Here is a 19,209-nt window from a genome sequence, read left to right as displayed (position 1 = left end):
TGTTTATGATCGGAGCAAGCATTTCAATACCTGAGTCAGCCTTACTTATTGATTGTTTTATTTTCGTAAAAGGACACCCTACTTACTCAATTGTTCAAATAATGTCGTTAATGTAGCTTGTAAGTCAGCTACAGGAACTTCAATCATTTCGCCAGTTTTACGTACCTTTACTTCTACAATACCTTCTGACGCTTTTTTACCGACCGCGACACGTATAGGAAGGCCAATTAAATCAGAATCCTTAAACTTAACACCAGCTCGTTCAGGACGATCATCATACAGGACCTCAAAACGTTGCTGTTTTAAAGAGTTGTACAGCTTTTCACCAAGCTCATTTTGATCTTGATCCTTCACATTAATTGTTACAAGGTGAAGATCAAATGGTGCAACAGACGTCGGCCAGACGATCCCATTCTCATCGTGATGCTGCTCAACAATGGCAGCTACTGTTCTGGAAACACCTATCCCGTAACAGCCCATAATCATTGTTTGCGTCTTACCCTTCTCATCTAAATAAGTTGCCCCTAATGCTTCACTGTATTTCGTACCTAGTTTGAAGACATGTCCAACTTCAATCCCCATTGCAAACTTGATTATACCTTTACCACAAGGTGAAGGATCACCCTCCTGAATGAAACGTAAATCTTCATAACGCAATACGTTAAAATCACGATCAGGATTGACATTTTTAACATGCTTATCTCGTTCATTTGCACCACAAATACCATTAACTATAGCTTCTACAGCTTTATCGGCAATAACAGTCACTGATTTTGGTAAGTTAATTGGTCCGATAAAACCTGTTTCACAATTTAATAGCTCAGCCGCTTGTTCTGGTGTAGCAAGTTCTACAGTTGCTTTATTAAATGCATTCTTAACCTTGATTTCATTTACTTCATGATCACCACGTACAAGCACCAATACTGGCTGCTCGTCTACAATGAAGAGAAGTGATTTGATTGTTTGATTCGCGTTAACATCCAAAAACTCGGATACTTCACTAATTGTGCGCACATTCGGTGTGTCGACAACTTCAAGTTCACCTAAAGGCTCATTGGATTTTATATAAGTCATTTGTATTGGTGCAATCTCGATATTTGCTGCAAAATTAGATTGATCGGAATAAGCTATTGTGTCCTCACCAATCTCGCTCAGAACCATGAACTCATGTGTATCCGTACCACCTATCGCGCCAGAGTCAGCCTCTACTGCGCGAAAATCAAGTTGACAGCGTGAAAAAATGTTTTGATAAGCATTATACATAGCATCATAGCTACGATCAAGACCTTCTTGAGACGTATCAAATGAGTACGCATCCTTCATAATGAACTCACGTGAACGCAACACTCCAAAACGTGGTCTACGTTCATCACGATACTTTGTCTGAATTTGATAAAGGTTCATTGGCAACTTTTTGTATGATTGTACATCATCACGAACGAGTGTTGTAATGACCTCTTCATGTGTTGCCCCAAGGACGAAGTCGCGTCCATGACGATCCTTCAATCTCATCAGTTCAGGACCATAATCACCTAAACGTCCAGATTCTTCCCATAACTCTGCTGGCTGGATTGCAGGCATCAGAACTTCTTGTCCCCCTGCTTCATTCATTTCTTCACGAATGATTTCTTCGACTTTGCGAAGAGTTTTTCTTCCAAGAGGAAGATAAGAATATATTCCAGAAGCTGTTTGACGAATAAAGCCAGCACGAAGCATTAATTGATGGCTTTTAATTTCAGCATCTGCTGGAACATCTCGTAATGTCGGTGATAAGTAAGTCCGTTGTCTCATTCTAAAAAGTCCTTTCCAACTATCTTATTCAAATTAATTACATGAAAAATTTGTTTATATCATTCCAAGTGACAACAATCATTAAAAGCATGAGAAGCGCAAATCCAATGAAATGAACTAACCCTTCTTTTTGTGGATCGATTGGCTTGCCTCTAAGTGCTTCTAACCCAATAAAAATTAATCGCCCACCATCCATTGCAGGAATCGGTAAAAGGTTAATAATACCTAAATTGACACTGAGTGCTGCTGCCCACTGCATTAAGACGAAAATCCCCATCGCTGCAGCTTCACCAGTATAATTATAGATACCAACTGGCCCAGCAACATAATCAAGTGAAAATTGTCCTGTCACGATCATTCCAAGAACTTCAAAAATCATCTTCATAAATGTATAAGTTTGTGTAAAACCATATTGAATTGAGCCGATTAGAGAAAATTCAGTAGGACTTGCAATCCCAATAAAGCCTTCAGCATCGCCAAATTGACCTACTCTTTCTTGAGGCGTAACTGGAACAGTTAAAACCTCGCCATTACGCTCTACTTCAAAAGCAATTGATTGATTTGGGTTTTGTTGAATAACGCTTGTCATTTCCTCCCATGACGCAAGAGGCTGACCATCAATTGCTAAAACTTGATCGCCTTCCTGAAGACCCGCTTCAAAGGCAGCTCCTTCAGGTGATAACTCTCCAATTTGTGCTTCATCGACAGGTATACCTTGCATGAGGGCAAATGCTATTAAAATAACGACTGCAAGGACAAAGTTCATCATCGGTCCAGCGAAGATGGCTAATGCTCGTTGTCCAACTGTTTTCGAACCAAACTGGCGATCCCACGGTGCAATTTGTGTCGCTTTCTCATCTTGGATAAGCTCCGCCTTTGGATCAACCTGATATTGCATACGCTCGTCTTCATCATTGTATGCTTCAATGATTAATTCACGCTCAAGATCAATTCTTTCAACTTGAACAACTTGAGCTTCTGGATGCTTTGATTTATTATTTACGATGATTTGACTTACTTTTCCTATTTTATTAAAGACAAGGCCAACTTCATAGCCTGGCTTAATATCAATCATTTCAGGATCTTCTCCAGCCATTCGCACAAAACCGCCTAATGGTAAAAGTCGAATCGTATAGACCGTTTCATCTTTCTTAAACGAATAAATCTTAGGACCAAAACCAATCGCAAATTCTCGGCAAAGAATTCCTGCTCTTTTTGCAAAATACAAGTGACCCCATTCATGAATGAACACGAGAAGACCGAAAATGACAATGACTGATAATAATGTATTCATTACTTATATGTCCACCTTTCTTATTGGATGAGCGAGTGGATAAAGGCTCTCGTCTCTTGATCTACAGCAATAATATCATCTAATGACGGATTAGAGGTAACTTGATGACGTTCAAGAGCTTGTTCAATTGTTGACTCAATATCTAGAAATGATAAACGATTTTCAAGAAAATAAGCAACAGCCACTTCATTCGCAGCATTTAATACAGTAGGCATTGTTCCACCAATTCGCCCAGCTTCGTACGCAAATGCCATACAACGATATCGCTCCATGTCTAACGGCGAAAAATGAAGCTTTCCTATTTCCGCTAAATTAAGACGTTCACGTGACGAACTATTAAGACGATTCGGGTATGTTAGGGCATATTGAATCGGTACACGCATATCTGGAGTACCTAGCTGCGCAATCACACTATGATCGATATATTCAACCATCGAGTGAATAATGCTTTCCTTATGAAGCAAAACATCAATTTTCTCATAAGGCATATCAAAAAGCCAATGCGCTTCAATCACTTCAAGACCCTTGTTCATCATCGTTGCTGAATCAATTGTTATTTTTGCGCCCATTGACCAATTTGGATGATTTAGAGCTTCATGAACGGTTACACCTTCTAGCTCGGCTCTTGTTCGATCTCTAAAACTGCCGCCAGAAGCAGTAAGTATTAATTTCTCTACTTCCTGCCTATTTTCCCCGTTTAATGCTTGAAAAATTGCCGAATGTTCACTATCAACAGGAAGTAGTGGAACTTGATATTTCTTGGCCGCCGACGTTACAATATGCCCAGCTGTTACTAGTGTTTCTTTATTAGCAATCGCAATCGTTTTCCCTGCCTTAATAGCTGCAAGTGTAGGAGCAAGACCAACACTTCCTAAAACAGCATTCACAAGAATCGTTGCTTTTTGGTCAGTCGCTACCTGAACTAATCCCTCTTCACCGTATACAACAGTTGTGGAGGACGGAACCTCATGAATCAGTTTATCATAATCCTCTTTTGTTTGAACCGATAAAAGTCTTGGCTTAAATTCATGAACTTGCTTTAAAGCTAAATCGATATTGCGTCCTACCGACATGGATACTAATGTAAATTGATCAGGGTGCATTCGAATAATATCCAATGTTTGTGTTCCAATTGAACCAGTCGCCCCTAGCAAACTTATATACTTCAACATATTCACCTTCTATTTTAGAATATTACTGACCCTTATAGGTCGTGATGATATTACGTATGATCGATTAAATAAGCTGAAGTAAATGAAGAATCGGCATCACATAAATCAGGCTATCAAAACGATCTAAAATTCCTCCGTGTCCTGGAAGAACATTACCTGAATCTTTTACAGCATAATGACGCTTCAAAGCTGATTCAACCAAATCCCCAAGTTGTCCAAAAATAGAGGCGACAATAATGACGAATAATGCTGTTAAATAGCTTGGGAAAATTGGAACAATCATATAAAAAATTGTACCTATTATGATAGCCGCAACGATTCCACCAATTGAGCCTTCAATCGTTTTTTTCGGACTTATATCAGGCCATAGCTTATTTTTACCCCATTTACGCCCAACAAAATAGGCACCGGAATCCGTTGTCCAAATAAGGAATAAGATGAAGAAGACAAGGATCATCCCGTACTCAGGAATTTCTCGTGTCATAATTAAGTAGTGGAATCCAAACCCTACATACACAGACGAAAGAATCACAAATCCAACTTGATCAAAGGTAAATGTATTTTTCGTTATGACCGTAAACATTAATAATACCAAAATCATAAACACAAATATTTCAACTTTGGTAAAATAAGATGGCATCACTTGGTCAAACCAGCTCGTCGGCACTAGTAATAGCCACATAGATAATAAACTAATTAAACCCATTAACGAAATAGGTGCAATTTTTTTCATTTTTAATAATTCGATCATGGCAACAGATGCTACAATGGATATAAATAAAGCGAAAATCCATCCTCCGACTATAACCATACTAACAAAAAGGGCTCCGCCAAGAATACCTGTTATAATTCTCTCTTTCAACTCACATCGCCCCTCTCTTAAACGCCTCCATACCTGCGCGCTCGTTTTTGATAGACGGCAATGGCTTCTGTAAAATGGTGTTCATTAAAATCTGGCCAAAGAACATCTGTAAACCAAAATTCACTATAGGCAAGCTGCCAAAGCATGAAATTACTTAAACGAATTTCTCCACTTGTTCGAATAAGTAGATCAGGATCAGATAATTCGGCTGTCATTAAATGTTTTTCGAAGATAACTTCATCAATTTGTTCTGGTAATAACGTACCCGCTTCAACCTGCTTCGATATTCCTTTAATCGCTTCAATCATTTCAAATCTACTTCCATAATTCAGAGCAAAATTCAATATTAGTCCGTTGTTATCCTCTGTTTCTTTTACAGCTTTAAATACGGCTTTTTGTGTATGCTCGGGTAAATTCTCAAGGCTACCCATTAAACGCACTTTCACATTCTCTTCTTTTAACTTCGGTAGCTCAATACCTAAAAAGCGCTCAGGAAGCTTCATTAAATAATCAACTTCTGTTTTTGGTCGCTTCCAATTCTCCGTTGAAAATGCGTATAATGTTAAGACTTCTACACCGAGCTCATTTGCTTTTCGAACAATTTTATTAATGACTTTCATTCCTTCACGATGCCCAGCAATCCGGGGTAACCCTTTTTGCTTCGCCCATCGCCCGTTTCCATCCATAATGATCGCAATATGCTTTGGTATGTTTACTCGTTCTATTTTCTCAGTCTCTTCTTGGGAAGAGAAAGCAGACTTCCATTTTGTTAACTTTTCAAGCATTTTTACGCCCTCCATCTATGTAGCAGCAGGTCTCTTCCTATTCTTGCCATTAATTAAAAAACACATAACAAGTAAGAAAGTGTAAAAAACCCCCTAGAATAAAAGAGGGTCTTTTACTATGTCCTATTTTACATGGAACTAGCTTACACTTCCATGATTTCTTTTTCTTTCTTTTCTGCTACCTCGTCAACTTGAGCAATGTTCTTATCTGTTAACTTTTGAACATCATCTGTCAAACGACGTAATTCATCTTCTGTCATTTCACCATCTTTTTGCAACTTCTTAAGATCATCATTTGCATCACGGCGAACATTTCGAACAGCAACTTTCGCTTCTTCAGCAGCACGCTTTACTAACTTAACAAGATCTTTACGACGTTCCTCTGTTAATGGAGGAATGGAAATACGGATAATAGCTCCATCATTTGAAGGAGTTAAACCAAGATCTGCTTTTTGAATAGCTCGTTCAATATCATTAATAGAAGTTTTGTCAAATGGTTGAATCGTTAACAATCTAGCTTCAGGAACTGAAATCGTTGCTAACTGATTAAGTGGCGTCTCTGCGCCGTAATATTCAACGGTTACTCGGTCGAGTAGCGCTGGATTTGCACGACCTGCTCTTAATTTAGCAAGTTCACGATTAAGCGCTTCGATTGCTTTTATCATACGTTGCTTAGCGTCATTGATTACCTCTGTTGACATTATGAGTTCCCCCTTACTAATGTTCCAATTTCTTCACCTAGTACAGCCCGCTTAATATTACCTTCCTCCATAATAGAGAATACAATTAATGGAATGTCATTATCCATACAAAGTGAAGAAGCGGTTGAGTCCATTACAGCTAATCCATTTTTCAATACTTCCATATAAGAAATAGTTGAATATTTCTTTGCATTTTGATCTACAGATGGGTCAGCACTGTAAACACCATCTACATTGTTTTTAGCCATTAGAATGACCTCTGCTTCGATTTCAGCTGCACGTAAGGCCGCAGTCGTATCAGTTGAAAAATACGGATTACCAGTACCTGCTGCAAAAATAACAACACGTTTCTTTTCAAGATGTCGAATGGCTTTTCGACGGATATATGGTTCAGCTACTTGACGCATTTCAATCGACGTTTGCACTCTAGTTTGAACACCAATATCCTCTAAGCTATCTTGTAGTGCTAATGAATTCATAACCGTTGCAAGCATACCCATATAATCGGCTGTCGCACGGTCCATTCCTTTTGCACTCCCTGCCATTCCACGCCAAATATTACCGCCACCAACGACAACAGCTACTTCAACGTCTAGTTCAACAATTTCTTTTACTTGCTTTGCGACAGACTGAATGACTGTCGGATCAATACCATAGCCAAGTTCACCAGCTAACGCTTCACCACTTAGCTTTAACACCACACGTTTATATGTTTTCATTAGTACCTCCGTCATGACATGAAGTTTACAAATCTCTCTGAAAAAAGGGACACATTGTGCCCCTTCACTCATTACTTCTTCACTTGAGACATAACTTCTTCTGCAAAGTTATCTTCACGCTTTTCCATTCCTTCTCCAACTTCATAACGGATAAAGCTTTTTACTTTTGCACCTTTAGCTTGAACGTATTTACCAACTTTTTGATCACCATCTTTTACAAATGGTTGGTCAAGAAGACATACTTGTTCAAAGTATTTGCTAAGGCGACCTTCTACCATTTTCTCAACGATATTCTCAGGCTTACCTTCGTTTAATGCTTGTTGCTTAAGAACTTCACGCTCACGTTCAACTTCATCTTGTGATACTTCATCACGAGATACGTAAGTAGGATTAATTGCTGCAATATGCATCGCAACATCTTTAGCTAACTCACTATCTGTTGAATCACCAATGACAGTTAAGACACCAATACGTCCTCCCATGTGTAGGTACTCACCAAATACGTCGCCTTCTTCTTTTTCAACAATTTCAAAACGGCGAAGAGAAAGCTTTTCACCAATTTTAGAAATTGACGCGTTGATATATTCTTGTACTGTTTGTCCTTCATTACCAAAAGGTTGTTCAAGTACTTCTTCAACTGAAGCAGGTGATGTTGCAAGAATATGAGAAGCTAAGTCATTAACAAGGTTTTGGAAGTTTTCGTTTTTGGCAACGAAGTCTGTTTCAGAGTTTACTTCAACAATTACTGCTTTGTTTCCTTCTGATTTGACAAGAGTAAGACCTTCAGCTGCTACACGATCTGCCTTTTTAGCAGCACTTGCAATTCCCTTTTCACGTAAGAAATCAATTGCCTTTTCCATATCTCCGCCAGTTTCAGTTAGGGCTTTCTTACAATCCATCATTCCAGCGCCAGTTTTTTCACGTAATTCTTTTACCATGCTTGCTGTTACAGCCATTTTAAAACGCCTCCTTAAAGTATCAGTATGTACACATACATCATTATCCATATCATTTTTGATAAGAAAAGCGCAAGCGCCTTGTTCATCCGCAACAAGTCCTGGAGGACTGTCCATGTGTTGCCAGGTTTTAGGTAACCATTTACAGACTGAAGCAACCTCGAGCGACTAGACGCTCTAGCCAGACATCATTGAACTTTATACTCTCTTATCTTTCAAAAAAAGATGGTAAAGGGTAATCCCCCTTTACCACCCTTTGAGTAAATGAAATTAAGCTGTTGTTGTTTCTTCAACCTCTATTTCTTCTTCACCAGAAGTAGCTTCGATTACTGCATCCGCCATTTTACCAGTTAAAAGCTTAACTGCACGAATTGCATCATCGTTACCAGGAATAACATAATCAATTTCATCAGGGTCACAGTTTGTATCTACAATTGCAACAATTGGGATGTTCAACTTGTGAGCTTCCGCAATAGCAATACGCTCTTTACGAGGATCGATAACAAATAGTGCATCAGGAACACCTTGCATATCCTTGATACCGCCTAAAAACTTCTCTAAACGCTCCATTTCCTTCTTAAGAAGAATAACTTCTTTCTTTGGAAGAACATCGAATGTACCGTCTTCTTGCATTTTTTCAAGGTTCTTAAGACGAGTAATACGCTTTTGGATTGTTTCAAAGTTCGTTAGTGTACCACCTAACCAACGTTGGTTAATGAAGTACATGCCGCAACGCTCAGCTTCTTCTTTAACTGAGTCTTGAGCTTGCTTTTTCGTACCAACGAAAAGGATTTTTCCTCCGTCAGCAGCTAAGTCACGTACAAAATTATACGCTTCCTCAACCTTTTTAACCGTTTTTTGTAGGTCAATGATGTAAATTCCGTTACGTTCTGTGAAGATGTAGCGATCCATTTTAGGGTTCCAACGACGAGTTTGGTGACCGAAGTGTACCCCAGCTTCTAATAATTGTTTCATGGAGATAACTGCCACATCAAACACCTCCTTCAATTTTGGTTTTTTTAAGCCTCCGTTTTCCTCATCTTTACGTGAAACTGGATACCCAGCACCATCACATAAATTAGAAAACGTGTGTGATTAACACCGTTGATTACTATATCACATAGAGATTGGGGATGCAAGAAATTTCGCGCTTTAACGATAAAATTTCAACATTAGGTCTACTTCACCTTTCCCCATGTTTAGTTTCTTTGCGATTTGTTCAACCGAAAGACCCTGTTTAGCAAGTGCCAATACTTTTGCAGTATCAGATTGTTCATAGTACATATCCTCAGTTGCTTGATTAACAACTGGAGGGCTATACTCATCGTACCGCTCTTCTGGCTCTTCTTCAAAGTCATTTTGCTTTACGTGAATGTTGTGTGGAGCATAATGATTTCCTTTCACTTTTACAGGTTCTTCAACATTTTTTATCTCTGGAGCAGTCCTACGTTCAGTCACTTGATTTAACTGCTTGTTTTCCTCTAGTTGTTTCAAGAGTCGTTCATTTCCCTCTTTTATTTCCGCTGTATAAGCAATCAGTAAATCTTCCAATTCATCTTTAATTTTTTCCATTTCTTGCTTCGAAGCTTCAGGCTGCTTTTCACGCTGCATCAGTGTTATGATCCAAAGAAAAGTTACACCATGTAATAGCAAGCTTATGATGATTAAAATCGTGCTCATGATTCGTCCTTTCTCAACCAGAGAAGTCAATAAACTTTCCTTTATAAGGATGGTCCGCTTGGGTTTCCACTTTTTCTCTTTCCTGTTTTTCACGCTCGTGGTGACCACCTTGGTGATCTTTCTGTTGATCTTGATGAAAACGCGTTTGTTCAGATTCAGATGACTCGTTTACTTGCATACGTTTAAGCTGTGATGCTTCTTTTTGCTCTTTGGCAATGATATCTTGACTCACCTGTCCTCGTTGTTGCATTTGTTCTTGAATTTTCCCCGTTTTTTGCGATTGGGGAAAAGAACCTTGTACTTCAATTGGTCGCACACTCATGATCAATTCCTCCTTCAAAACACAACCCTAATCTTACAAAATGGAAATATTAATTTCACCGTCTATAAATGATATACGCGGTTGACGATAAATCTTTTGTATGTTTCGGCGATATTTCCCAAAATGAACATTTACATTTGGAAAAAGCATTCTTTCCACACGAATAAAACCATCTCCTAATTCAGCTTGCTCTTTGAAATCACCAAGGTTTTCTGTCAATTCATCAATCGTTTGTTTTGTTTGTTGGAATGAATGTTGGACTCTAAGTTTGGAAAATTTATCTCGGCCAACTAAAGGGCCACTCTCTTTTTCTTTTTCGATATACAATTTTAATAACTTAGCTAGATTCATAAAATCATCTTGAGCTTTTTGAAGGTCCTCTTCTATTTGCTTTTGCTGTATTAATATTTTCTCATGAACACCAATAAAAAGCGATGTTTTCGTGTGCATATCATTGCCAATTTCATTTGCTTCAATACTTGTAACAGCCGAAATAGCTCCACCTACAATAAGTCCTTTACCACGTTTACAAATGACTTGTCCTCCAGACATGCATGTACTATGTAGAATAGCTTGTGTAACTGCAATATGACCACCTACTTCGACATAACCTTCATTTATAAACGTCGTCTGCAAATCTCCACTAGCTTCAATATGACCTTTATTTTGTCCAACAACACCAGCCCCGATATAAATTGATCCGCCTGCTTTCAGTCGTGCCGCTTCGACAGTCCCAGATACGCGAATATCACCGCCTGCTTCGATTTCAAAACCAGTTGGTACATTGCCGTTAATGATAACGTTACCAACGAAGTCAATATTTCCAGTTTTTAAACTTAAATCACCCTGTACTTCATACGTTGGAAAGACATGAATAGTATGTTTATCTATAGTTATCTGCCCATCTATTAAAGAATATATGGCCTGCTCTTTTTCATTGATACGGGTATTCTCCCCTTTTCGAAGCTTAAAATCTTTTCCAGGTTTAGTGGCAACCTCTTCTCCAAATACATTAAAACCCACAAATCCAGGCGTTGCAGCTATTTTTGTACCGATTTTATCGTCAATTCGAACTGTAGGAATGTCAAAAAAGTTTTTCAAATTTATTTGGACAGCGTTTAAATCTCTATTTTGTTCTTGAAAAACAATCGGCTCTAAATAAGCATCTTTACCGTTTTCAGGTGGTTTGCCAACTGCCAATAAAATATTTGTACCTAATTCTCTATCTTCTAATAAGATTTTTGTCACAACATCATGATCAAGACCGTAAATAATACCGTGTTCCTTGATAAATTGCTCAATCTCTTCTTTTGACAAACTATCATCATCAGTTAATTTTGAATGCCGAATAATGAATGCTTCCATTTTATCATTGGATACTTTTATCTCATAGAACTTCTCTAAGTCGATCATAGATACCAATTCCTTACCTGTTCAATTAATTTAACGTAATAAATAATCCTTATGTTGTTTCATTGCTTGTTGAAGTCGAAAAATAGATTTAGAATGAATTTGTGAAATACGTGAAGTTGAAAGGTTAAGAATTTGACCAATTTCGGTTAATGTCATTTCTTCATAATAAAAAAGACTAATCACAATCTGTTCTTTTTCGGATAAATCTTGAATCATCTTAGCAAGTTCCTGTTTCGTTGCTTGTTCAAATATAAGTTGTTCAGGCGTTTTTGATTGTTTATCTTCTAAAGTAGCCGTAAATGTTTCATTTCGATCCGTTTCATTTGTTTTTTCATCAATTGATAATAAATTCGCTACAAATTGCTCTGTCATAATTTGTGCAACATCATCACTATCCATTTCTAGTTCTTTTGCTACTTCTTCACTTGTTACATATCGACCATGACGCTGTTCAAGCATTTCTGTAACTGCCTCTACCTTTTTTATTTTTTCTCTCATCGTCCTAGGAAGCCAATCTTCTTTTCTGAGGCCATCAATAATGGCTCCTCTGACGCGAAATGAAGCATACGTATCAAACTTCAAATCTCGTTCGGGATTGAATTTTTCTAGTGCATCATATAATCCTATTAAACCATGGCTAGTCAGATCATCTTTTTGAACACTACGTGGCAACCCTACAGCAATTCGTTGAACATGGTAATTCACAAGTGGCATGTAACGTCGAATTAATTCGTTACATGCATCATCACTTCGATCTTTTAGCCACATATCCCACAACTTTTTGTCAGCTTCTGATGTAACGTGGGCCATACCCGTACCTCCTTCACTTTCAATCGGATCGCATCATTTCTTTCACAACACGTGAGATTTCCTCTGCTTCAAATTCACGATTTGCTTCTGCTTTTTCTTTATTGCTATTTACATTGGAATTATTTACTTCTGTTTCATTTTTATTACTATCTACGTTAGAATCATATACTTCCGTTTCGTTCGAGTCATTAGACTGAGTTTCATTTAATAATGTATCCGCATTAGCAGAAGCTAACTTCCAAATATAACGAAAAACATAGGCAATTATCCAACCGACAACAAAAGCTATACAAGCACGGGTGAGAGACGTGTTCACTAAATTAGTTGAATGAGAGGAGAAGAAAACGATAAGACTTAACACTACTGCAAACAAAAAATGAATATAGATTGAGCGAAACACTTTTATATCTCCTTTGTTCCTTGGTTCACTGTGCGTATTTGCAGCTTCTTCGATAATGGGTTAAATTCAATTGTTCGCCCACTCTTTCCACCAACGTCTTCCGCTAATATCGGAATACGAAGCTCATTAAGCTTTTCCTTCACAGCCTCTACATTTCTAGGTCCAATTCTCATCATGTCATTACCTGTTGAAAACGAAAACATTTGTGCTCCGCCAGCAAGCTTTGCTTTTAGTGAAAATATTTTTGCACCTTTACTTTCTAATTTTTTAATTAATGCAGGGATCGCCGTATCAGCGTATTTAGCAGGATTAGGAGTAGCTTGCTTACAAAGAGCAGAGCTTGGAAGCATCACATGGGCCATTCCAGAGATTAATGTCACTTCATCATATAAAATAACGCCGACGCAAGATCCGAGTCCTGAGGTTCGAATCGTATCTGGAGGAGTAACAACATTTAAATCAGCCATTCCTACTTTTATGACTTCATTCATTCGTTTCCACCCCTAATGCAGCAAAAATCACCTCAAATGAATCTGGATCTGGTAAATAAAAGAAATGACCTGATACATGAGCTTTTTCTCTATTTAACTCTCTAATTTCTGTATCAATGACAATGGCATAATCGCCCACTTCAGAAAGTGGGATAAGTCCGTAACTTAATATGGCCCCCGTCATATCAACACTAAATCCTGGTACAGACGGTTGTAGCATTAGTTTAGTGAAGTCTGAAAAAGAAGATAAATAAGAACCCGCTAAGATATTACCAACTTCTTGAAAAGCAGAGAGTCCTAACTCATCATATGGTGGTTGCTTTAGTTGAAAGGACTTGTTTTTTGTCAAATGTCGGACTAATTGTTCCATATCTTCAATTTTTGAAATAAAAAACATACTTCCTGGTGCTTCTCCTTCTACTCTTAAAAAGATAGCAGCAACCTCTGTATCAGCTCCACCGACTTGTTCAGGAAGATCTTGAAATGAAACGAGCCGCACATCTGGTACACTCATATCAATTTGTTTGTTTAGTAATTCTGATAAAGCAGTAGCAGCATGAGCAGCTCCAATATTCCCTATTTCTTTTAAAACATCAAGATGATAAGGTCGTAACTTGTGCAAAAAATCCATTGTCGACTCCCTCTCTCTACCCCTTCTCTATACAAGACGACTTATTCGTTCAGCGATGTCCTGTACATGGACAACTTCATCGACTAATTTGGTTTTGATTGCTGCTTTTGGCATCCCAAAAACCACGCATGATTCTTCGGATTCAGCAATTGCATAACAAGAAGCCGTTTGCTTTAGTTTCATCAGTCCTTCTGTGCCATCTGCTCCCATCCCTGTCATGATCACAGCAATGGTTTCAATATCTGAAATCGTAGAAAGTGATTCATACATCACGTCTACTGATGGACGATGACCTCTTCTAGGCTCTTCTAAATGAGTTTTGATGAAAAAGGATGACTCAACCTGTCGTAATACTAAGTGATATCCTCCAGGGGCAATATAAGCAGTGCCATTTTCGAGTAAATCCCCATCCTTCGCTTCCTTAACAGTGATACTAGAAAGAGAATTTAATCGGTCAGCTAAAGACTTCGTAAAACCAACAGGCATGTGTTGCACAACTAGAATAGGTGCTGAAACTGTGGCTGGAACTTTAGTAATGACGTCCTTTAACGCTTTTGGTCCACCAGTTGAAGTACCAATTGCAATAATTTTTTGTTTCTGAGATTTTACAAATGGTTGATACAATGATTTAGAGATGATTGGCTTTGTTGGAGTAGCTTGTTTTAGCTTTGCCTTTGCTGCAAGTACTACTTTTTCGATGATTTCCTTTTCAACCTTATCAAGATCTAATGAAATCGCACCTGAAGGTTTTGCTACAAAATCAACAGCACCGTACTCCATAGCTATTAACGTATTTTCCGTTCCTTCCTTAGTCGTACTACTAATCATCACAACAGGACAAGGATCTTCATTCATCATTTTTTTTAACGTTTCTAAACCATTCAACACAGGCATCTCAACATCTAAAGTGATAACATCAGGTCGTAATTGTTTTTGTTTTAAAAGAGCATCTTCTCCATTTCGTGCTGTTCCAATAACGTGGATCCTTGGATCAGAATTCAGCATATCAGTGATCACTTTTCGCATAAAGGCAGAATCATCTACGACAAGTACTTGAATATTCCTCTCCACGTTTATCACTAACTTTCTATAGATATTCTTACTTCTTTTAAACTTTTTCTTTGAATAATAACCTCACTTTAGAGATAAAGTTTTTAAATTTGGTTGGTGAGGTCTGGTTATCACCTATATAAGAAGAAGTAAGTTGAAACATCGCTTTACTAGCCTTTGCCTCTTTGTCCATTACAACAAAAGGTGTTTGTGCTTTAACAGCTTTTTGAACAATCTTATCACTAGGAATAAAGCCCAGTAGAGATAAATCTTTTTTTAAAAATTGCTGCGCAACTCTTTTAAAGCTCTCTAACGTTCGGTTACCTTCTTTCTCTGATTCGGCTCGATTGACGATAAGATATAACGGCTTTTCCTCTTCTTGTAAAAAAATGTATTTAACCATAGCATAAGCATCTGTCATTGCTGGCGGTTCTGGTGTTGTGACAACAAAAACATCGTCAGCAGCTAGAACAAATTGAATACTACCTTTAGACGCTCCTGCCCCCATATCTAAAATAATATAATCGTAATGCGATCCGATCATTTCTAGCTGGGAAAAGAAGCGTTGCATTCGTTCTTCATCTAGTTCAACAAATTTAGAGAAACCAGAACCTCCAGCAATATAAGCAATTCCATATGGGCCTTTTTCAATGATGTCCCAAATAGACATTTGACTATCTAACAAATCCATAATGTGATGATTAGGTGTTAATCCCATTAAAATATCTAAATTGGCCATTCCAATGTCCAAATCTAATACTGCAACCTTCTTACCTCTTTGCGCTAATGAAATGGCAAAGTTCAAACTAACATTTGACTTTCCTACGCCACCTTTACCACTGACTACTGCAATCACTTTTGCTTCCGTTGTCTCTGTGGGCTCAACCAGACGCCGTAAATTCTCAGCTTGGTCATTCATGATCGTCCACCTCAAGTACACATTGTTTTAGATAAGGAATCGCGGCTTCAACCATGTCATCAGGAACATTTTGACCGTTTGTCACATAGGCAACCCCTTTACCTAATTCTAAAGGAATGTTGAGCATAGCACCGTACGTACTCGTTTCATCTTTTTTAGTAAGGATTACTTTTTCGATTGGGATTAATGAAAACTGGTGGATAATTTCTTTCATATCTTCATATTTAGATGTTAATGACAAAACTAAATATGTTTCTGCATAATGCTCAAAATCAATAACCTTTGATAATTCTTCAACATACAAGCGATTTCTAAAATTTCGTCCTGCTGAATCAACTATAATTAAATCAAACTGCTTAAATTGATGAATAGCATTTTGAAAATCATCAATTGAATAGGCTACCTCTAAAGGAATATTAAGAATTTTTGCATACGTTTTTAATTGCTCTACTGCTGCTATTCGATATGTATCTGTTGTGACAAGCGCTACTTTTTTTTGCTTTTTCAAAACACAATGAGCAGCAATTTTAGCAATCGTCGTTGTTTTCCCTACACCTGTAGGTCCAACAATATTCACAATCTGCTTATCAAACGTAAGACCACCCATTGGAATATTCTCAAGTAATTGATCTAAATAATGATAAAGCTCTTTCTTCATTTCCTTATCATTTCGTTCACGATCTGATTGCTCGTACCAGTTTTTCAATAAGTGCTTGATAAGATTTAAGCGAATCGATTCTGTCACACCTTGAGCTCGCAAATGATCATCTATTTGCTGAAAGGGCTCTGGGTACTCGAGTGTCCCAGACCCATACAGCCCATTTTTTTCACTTAACCCTTGAATAAGTTGTTTTAATTGATTGATTTCATTTCGTAAACTATCAGTTGTTGGTTTTATCGTTTGATCGACTGGTTGTCGTTTTTGAGAATGTGATACTTGTGGTACTTGACGAGATGAAACGCTTGGTTTCTGCTCTTCTCTTTGGTTACGAATTGATACACGATTTGCAACTGGATCAATTGCCGCAATAACCTCTAATTGTTTTTTTGTAAAAAAACCAAGGAATCCACCTGTTTCGACCTCTTTTGAATTTAAAATAACAGCGTCATCACCCAGTTCAGATCGAATGAGCTTCATCGCTTCATGCATTGTTTTCGCTGTGAATTTCTTTACCTTCATTCTACGTTCACCACCCCTACACTTTGCACTTCAACATTTGGTTCAAGTTCATTGTATGACAAGATTGGAACGTGTGGCAAATAGCGTTCAAACACTTGTCTCACATACATTCTTACAGCAGGTGAACAAAGAATAACAGGCACTTGACCCATTTGAGAAAGACGATCTGTTTCCGTAGCAGCTGATTCTAAAATCCGTTGAGACAGATTTGGATCCATTGAAATAAAGTTGCCGTGTTCTGTTTGTTGGACAGATTCAGCGACTTTCTTTTCAACACTACCACTTAATGTAATGACATATAGTGGCTCCCCAGGAGTTGTCATTTGTTTTGAGATTTGTCTAGATAAAGATTGACGTACGTATTCAGTCACTAAATCCATATCCTTCGTCATCTGTCCATAATCAGCAAGTGTCTCAAATATAATTGGTAAGTTACGAATTGATATATTTTCTTTTAACAAGTTCGTTAACACCTTTTGAATCTCCCCAGTTGATAAGGTATTAGGTGTTACCTCTTCCACAAGCGCAGGATATGTTTCTTTCAAGTGATCAACCAATTGTTTTGTTTCTTGGCGTCCAAGCAATTCATGCGCATGGCGCTTAATCACTTCGGTTAAATGAGTTGACACGACAGAAGGAGGATCAACAACTGTGTAGCCTGAAAGCTCAGCTTGTTCCTTCATATCTTCTCCGATCCATAGAGCTGGTAAGCCAAAAGCTGGCTCAATAGTATCGATACCAACGATCGATTCATCTTCTACACCTGGGCTCATAGCCATATAATGATCGAGAAGAAGCTCACCTTTTGCAATTTCATTTCCTTTTATTTTTATTGTATATTCATTCGGTTGAAGCTGAATATTATCGCGAATCCGAATAACTGGAACAATCATACCGAGCTCTAGAGCCATTTGCCGACGAATCATCACAACTCGGTCTAATAAATCTCCACCCTGATTCGCATCTGCTAGTGGAATTAGCCCATATCCAAACTCAAATTCAATTGGATCAATTTGCAACAGATTGACGACGCTCTCAGGCGATTTCATGTCATCTGATTGTTCTTCTTCCTCTCCTGAAACTTCTTCTAGTAATGTATTATTTTCCTGCTTGGATAACATATATCCACCTACCACAAGTAACCCAGCAATAGGAACAGTGAAGATAAAGCTAATCGGTGTAAATAAACCTAATAAGAAAATCGTTCCTCCAGCAATGTAAAGCATTTTGGGGTAAGCAAAAAGTTGTTTTGTAATATCCTGCCCTAAACTGCCTGAAGATGCTGCTCGAGTGACAATGATTCCCGTTGCAGTAGAGATTAGGAGAGCTGGAATTTGACTGACTAGTCCATCCCCTACCGTTAATAATGTGAACATAGTAACAGAATCTCCTAAGCTCATACCCATTTGTAGCATTCCAATGATAATACCAAAAATAAGGTTAATGATAACAATAATAATACCCGCTATTGCGTCCCCTTTAACAAACTTACTCGCACCATCCATCGAACCAAAGAAATCAGCCTCACGTTCAATTTTTTCACGACGTTCTTTAGCCTCAACATCAGAAATCATTCCAGCATTTAAATCAGCATCAATACTCATTTGTTTCCCTGGCATAGCATCTAATGTAAAACGAGCACCAACCTCAGATACACGCTCGGCCCCTTTTGTAATAACCATAAACTGAATGACTATTAAGATAAGGAACACTACAAAACCAACTAGTGCATTCCCGCCGACAACAAAGTTACCAAATGTATCGATGATATTCCCAGCTTCACCTTCTCCTAAAATAGAACGAGTCGTCGATACGTTCAACCCTAACCGAAATAGCGTTACAAGTAAGAGTAACGTTGGGAAAATTGAGAATTCAAGAGGTTCTCGAGTATTCATTGCAACTAAAATAATAATAAGAGCAAGAGAGATGTTGATCATAATTAAGAAATCCAACATCGCAGGTGGTAACGGTATGATGAGCATGGCGACAATTAAAATAACACCTAATAATACGGATAGGTCTCTTGCTCCCAC

20 protein-coding genes are annotated in these 19,209 nt (G+C 38.0%); all 20 read right to left on the bottom strand.

Going from position 1 to position 19,209, the window contains the following annotated elements; translation table 11 throughout:
- Positions 1-78 precede the first annotated feature (78 nt).
- The 20 genes from IQ10_RS13355 to flhA all read right to left on the bottom strand — a co-directional run bounded on the left by IQ10_RS13355 (position 79) and on the right by flhA (position 19,209).
- Positions 79-1,791 carry a proline--tRNA ligase gene (locus IQ10_RS13355; protein ID WP_144450994.1) on the bottom strand — a complete coding sequence of 571 codons (1,713 nt, stop codon included), beginning with the start codon at positions 1,789-1,791 and terminating at the stop codon, positions 79-81.
- Between the two features lie 37 nt (positions 1,792-1,828).
- Positions 1,829-3,085, bottom strand: coding sequence for an RIP metalloprotease RseP (rseP, locus tag IQ10_RS13350; protein WP_144450993.1), 1,257 nt, complete (start codon positions 3,083-3,085; stop codon positions 1,829-1,831).
- Between the two features lie 20 nt (positions 3,086-3,105).
- Positions 3,106-4,254 (bottom strand): 1-deoxy-D-xylulose-5-phosphate reductoisomerase, encoded by a 1,149-nt coding sequence (locus IQ10_RS13345; RefSeq protein ID WP_144451068.1) that lies wholly within the window; start codon positions 4,252-4,254, stop codon positions 3,106-3,108.
- 67 nt (positions 4,255-4,321) lie between these two features.
- On the bottom strand, positions 4,322-5,119 hold the full coding sequence (locus IQ10_RS13340; RefSeq protein WP_144450992.1) for a phosphatidate cytidylyltransferase: 798 nt from the start codon (positions 5,117-5,119) through the stop codon (positions 4,322-4,324).
- 17 nt (positions 5,120-5,136) lie between these two features.
- On the bottom strand, positions 5,137-5,904 hold the full coding sequence (gene uppS, locus IQ10_RS13335; protein WP_144450991.1) for an undecaprenyl pyrophosphate synthase: 768 nt from the start codon (positions 5,902-5,904) through the stop codon (positions 5,137-5,139).
- 143 nt (positions 5,905-6,047) lie between these two features.
- On the bottom strand, positions 6,048-6,605 hold the full coding sequence (gene frr, locus IQ10_RS13330) for a ribosome recycling factor (RefSeq protein ID WP_144450990.1): 558 nt from the start codon (positions 6,603-6,605) through the stop codon (positions 6,048-6,050).
- Positions 6,605-7,324: a UMP kinase gene (gene pyrH / locus IQ10_RS13325; protein WP_144450989.1), complete on the bottom strand. Its 720-nt coding sequence runs from the start codon at positions 7,322-7,324 to the stop codon at positions 6,605-6,607. The genes frr and pyrH overlap by 1 nt, the downstream gene beginning before the upstream one ends.
- Before the next feature lie 71 nt (positions 7,325-7,395).
- On the bottom strand, positions 7,396-8,280 hold the full coding sequence (gene tsf, locus IQ10_RS13320; protein WP_144450988.1) for a translation elongation factor Ts: 885 nt from the start codon (positions 8,278-8,280) through the stop codon (positions 7,396-7,398).
- A gap of 270 nt (positions 8,281-8,550) precedes the next feature.
- Positions 8,551-9,270, bottom strand: a complete 720-nt coding sequence (gene rpsB, locus IQ10_RS13315) for a 30S ribosomal protein S2 (protein ID WP_144450987.1) — start codon at positions 9,268-9,270, stop codon at positions 8,551-8,553.
- Positions 9,271-9,432: 162 nt separating this feature from the next.
- Entirely contained in the window at positions 9,433-9,960 is a 528-nt protein-coding gene (locus tag IQ10_RS13310) for a DUF6115 domain-containing protein (RefSeq protein ID WP_144450986.1), read from the bottom strand.
- A gap of 13 nt (positions 9,961-9,973) precedes the next feature.
- Positions 9,974-10,282, bottom strand: a complete 309-nt coding sequence (locus IQ10_RS13305) for a hypothetical protein (protein WP_144450985.1) — start codon at positions 10,280-10,282, stop codon at positions 9,974-9,976.
- 33 nt (positions 10,283-10,315) lie between these two features.
- Positions 10,316-11,695, bottom strand: coding sequence for a flagellar assembly protein A (locus IQ10_RS13300; protein WP_144450984.1), 1,380 nt, complete (start codon positions 11,693-11,695; stop codon positions 10,316-10,318).
- 30 nt (positions 11,696-11,725) lie between these two features.
- Positions 11,726-12,505 carry a FliA/WhiG family RNA polymerase sigma factor gene (locus IQ10_RS13295; RefSeq protein ID WP_144450983.1) on the bottom strand — a complete coding sequence of 260 codons (780 nt, stop codon included), beginning with the start codon at positions 12,503-12,505 and terminating at the stop codon, positions 11,726-11,728.
- A gap of 19 nt (positions 12,506-12,524) precedes the next feature.
- Positions 12,525-12,905 carry a hypothetical protein gene (locus IQ10_RS13290; RefSeq protein ID WP_144450982.1) on the bottom strand — a complete coding sequence of 127 codons (381 nt, stop codon included), beginning with the start codon at positions 12,903-12,905 and terminating at the stop codon, positions 12,525-12,527.
- Between the two features lie 2 nt (positions 12,906-12,907).
- The gene (locus tag IQ10_RS13285) at positions 12,908-13,396 is read right to left on the bottom strand and encodes a chemotaxis protein CheD (RefSeq protein WP_144450981.1); all 489 of its coding nucleotides are present in this window, start codon (positions 13,394-13,396) and stop codon (positions 12,908-12,910) included.
- On the bottom strand, positions 13,389-14,027 hold the full coding sequence (locus IQ10_RS13280) for a chemotaxis protein CheC (RefSeq protein WP_144450980.1): 639 nt from the start codon (positions 14,025-14,027) through the stop codon (positions 13,389-13,391). The genes IQ10_RS13285 and IQ10_RS13280 overlap by 8 nt, the downstream gene beginning before the upstream one ends.
- A gap of 27 nt (positions 14,028-14,054) precedes the next feature.
- Positions 14,055-15,098, bottom strand: a complete 1,044-nt coding sequence (locus IQ10_RS13275) for a protein-glutamate methylesterase/protein-glutamine glutaminase (RefSeq protein ID WP_144450979.1) — start codon at positions 15,096-15,098, stop codon at positions 14,055-14,057.
- Between the two features lie 37 nt (positions 15,099-15,135).
- Positions 15,136-15,996 (bottom strand): MinD/ParA family protein, encoded by an 861-nt coding sequence (locus IQ10_RS13270; RefSeq protein ID WP_144450978.1) that lies wholly within the window; start codon positions 15,994-15,996, stop codon positions 15,136-15,138.
- Positions 15,989-17,176, bottom strand: a complete 1,188-nt coding sequence (gene flhF / locus IQ10_RS13265; protein WP_144450977.1) for a flagellar biosynthesis GTPase FlhF — start codon at positions 17,174-17,176, stop codon at positions 15,989-15,991. The genes IQ10_RS13270 and flhF overlap by 8 nt, the downstream gene beginning before the upstream one ends.
- A complete protein-coding gene (gene flhA, locus IQ10_RS13260; RefSeq protein ID WP_144450976.1) occupies positions 17,173-19,209 on the bottom strand; it encodes a flagellar biosynthesis protein FlhA in 2,037 nt (678 codons plus the stop codon). Before flhA ends, flhF begins: the two co-directional genes overlap by 4 nt.

Source organism: Halalkalibacter nanhaiisediminis (assembly GCF_007830185.1).
Taxonomy (GTDB): domain Bacteria; phylum Bacillota; class Bacilli; order Bacillales; family Bacillaceae_D; genus Halalkalibacter; species Halalkalibacter nanhaiisediminis.
This window is presented reverse-complemented; position numbering and strand designations above follow the sequence as displayed.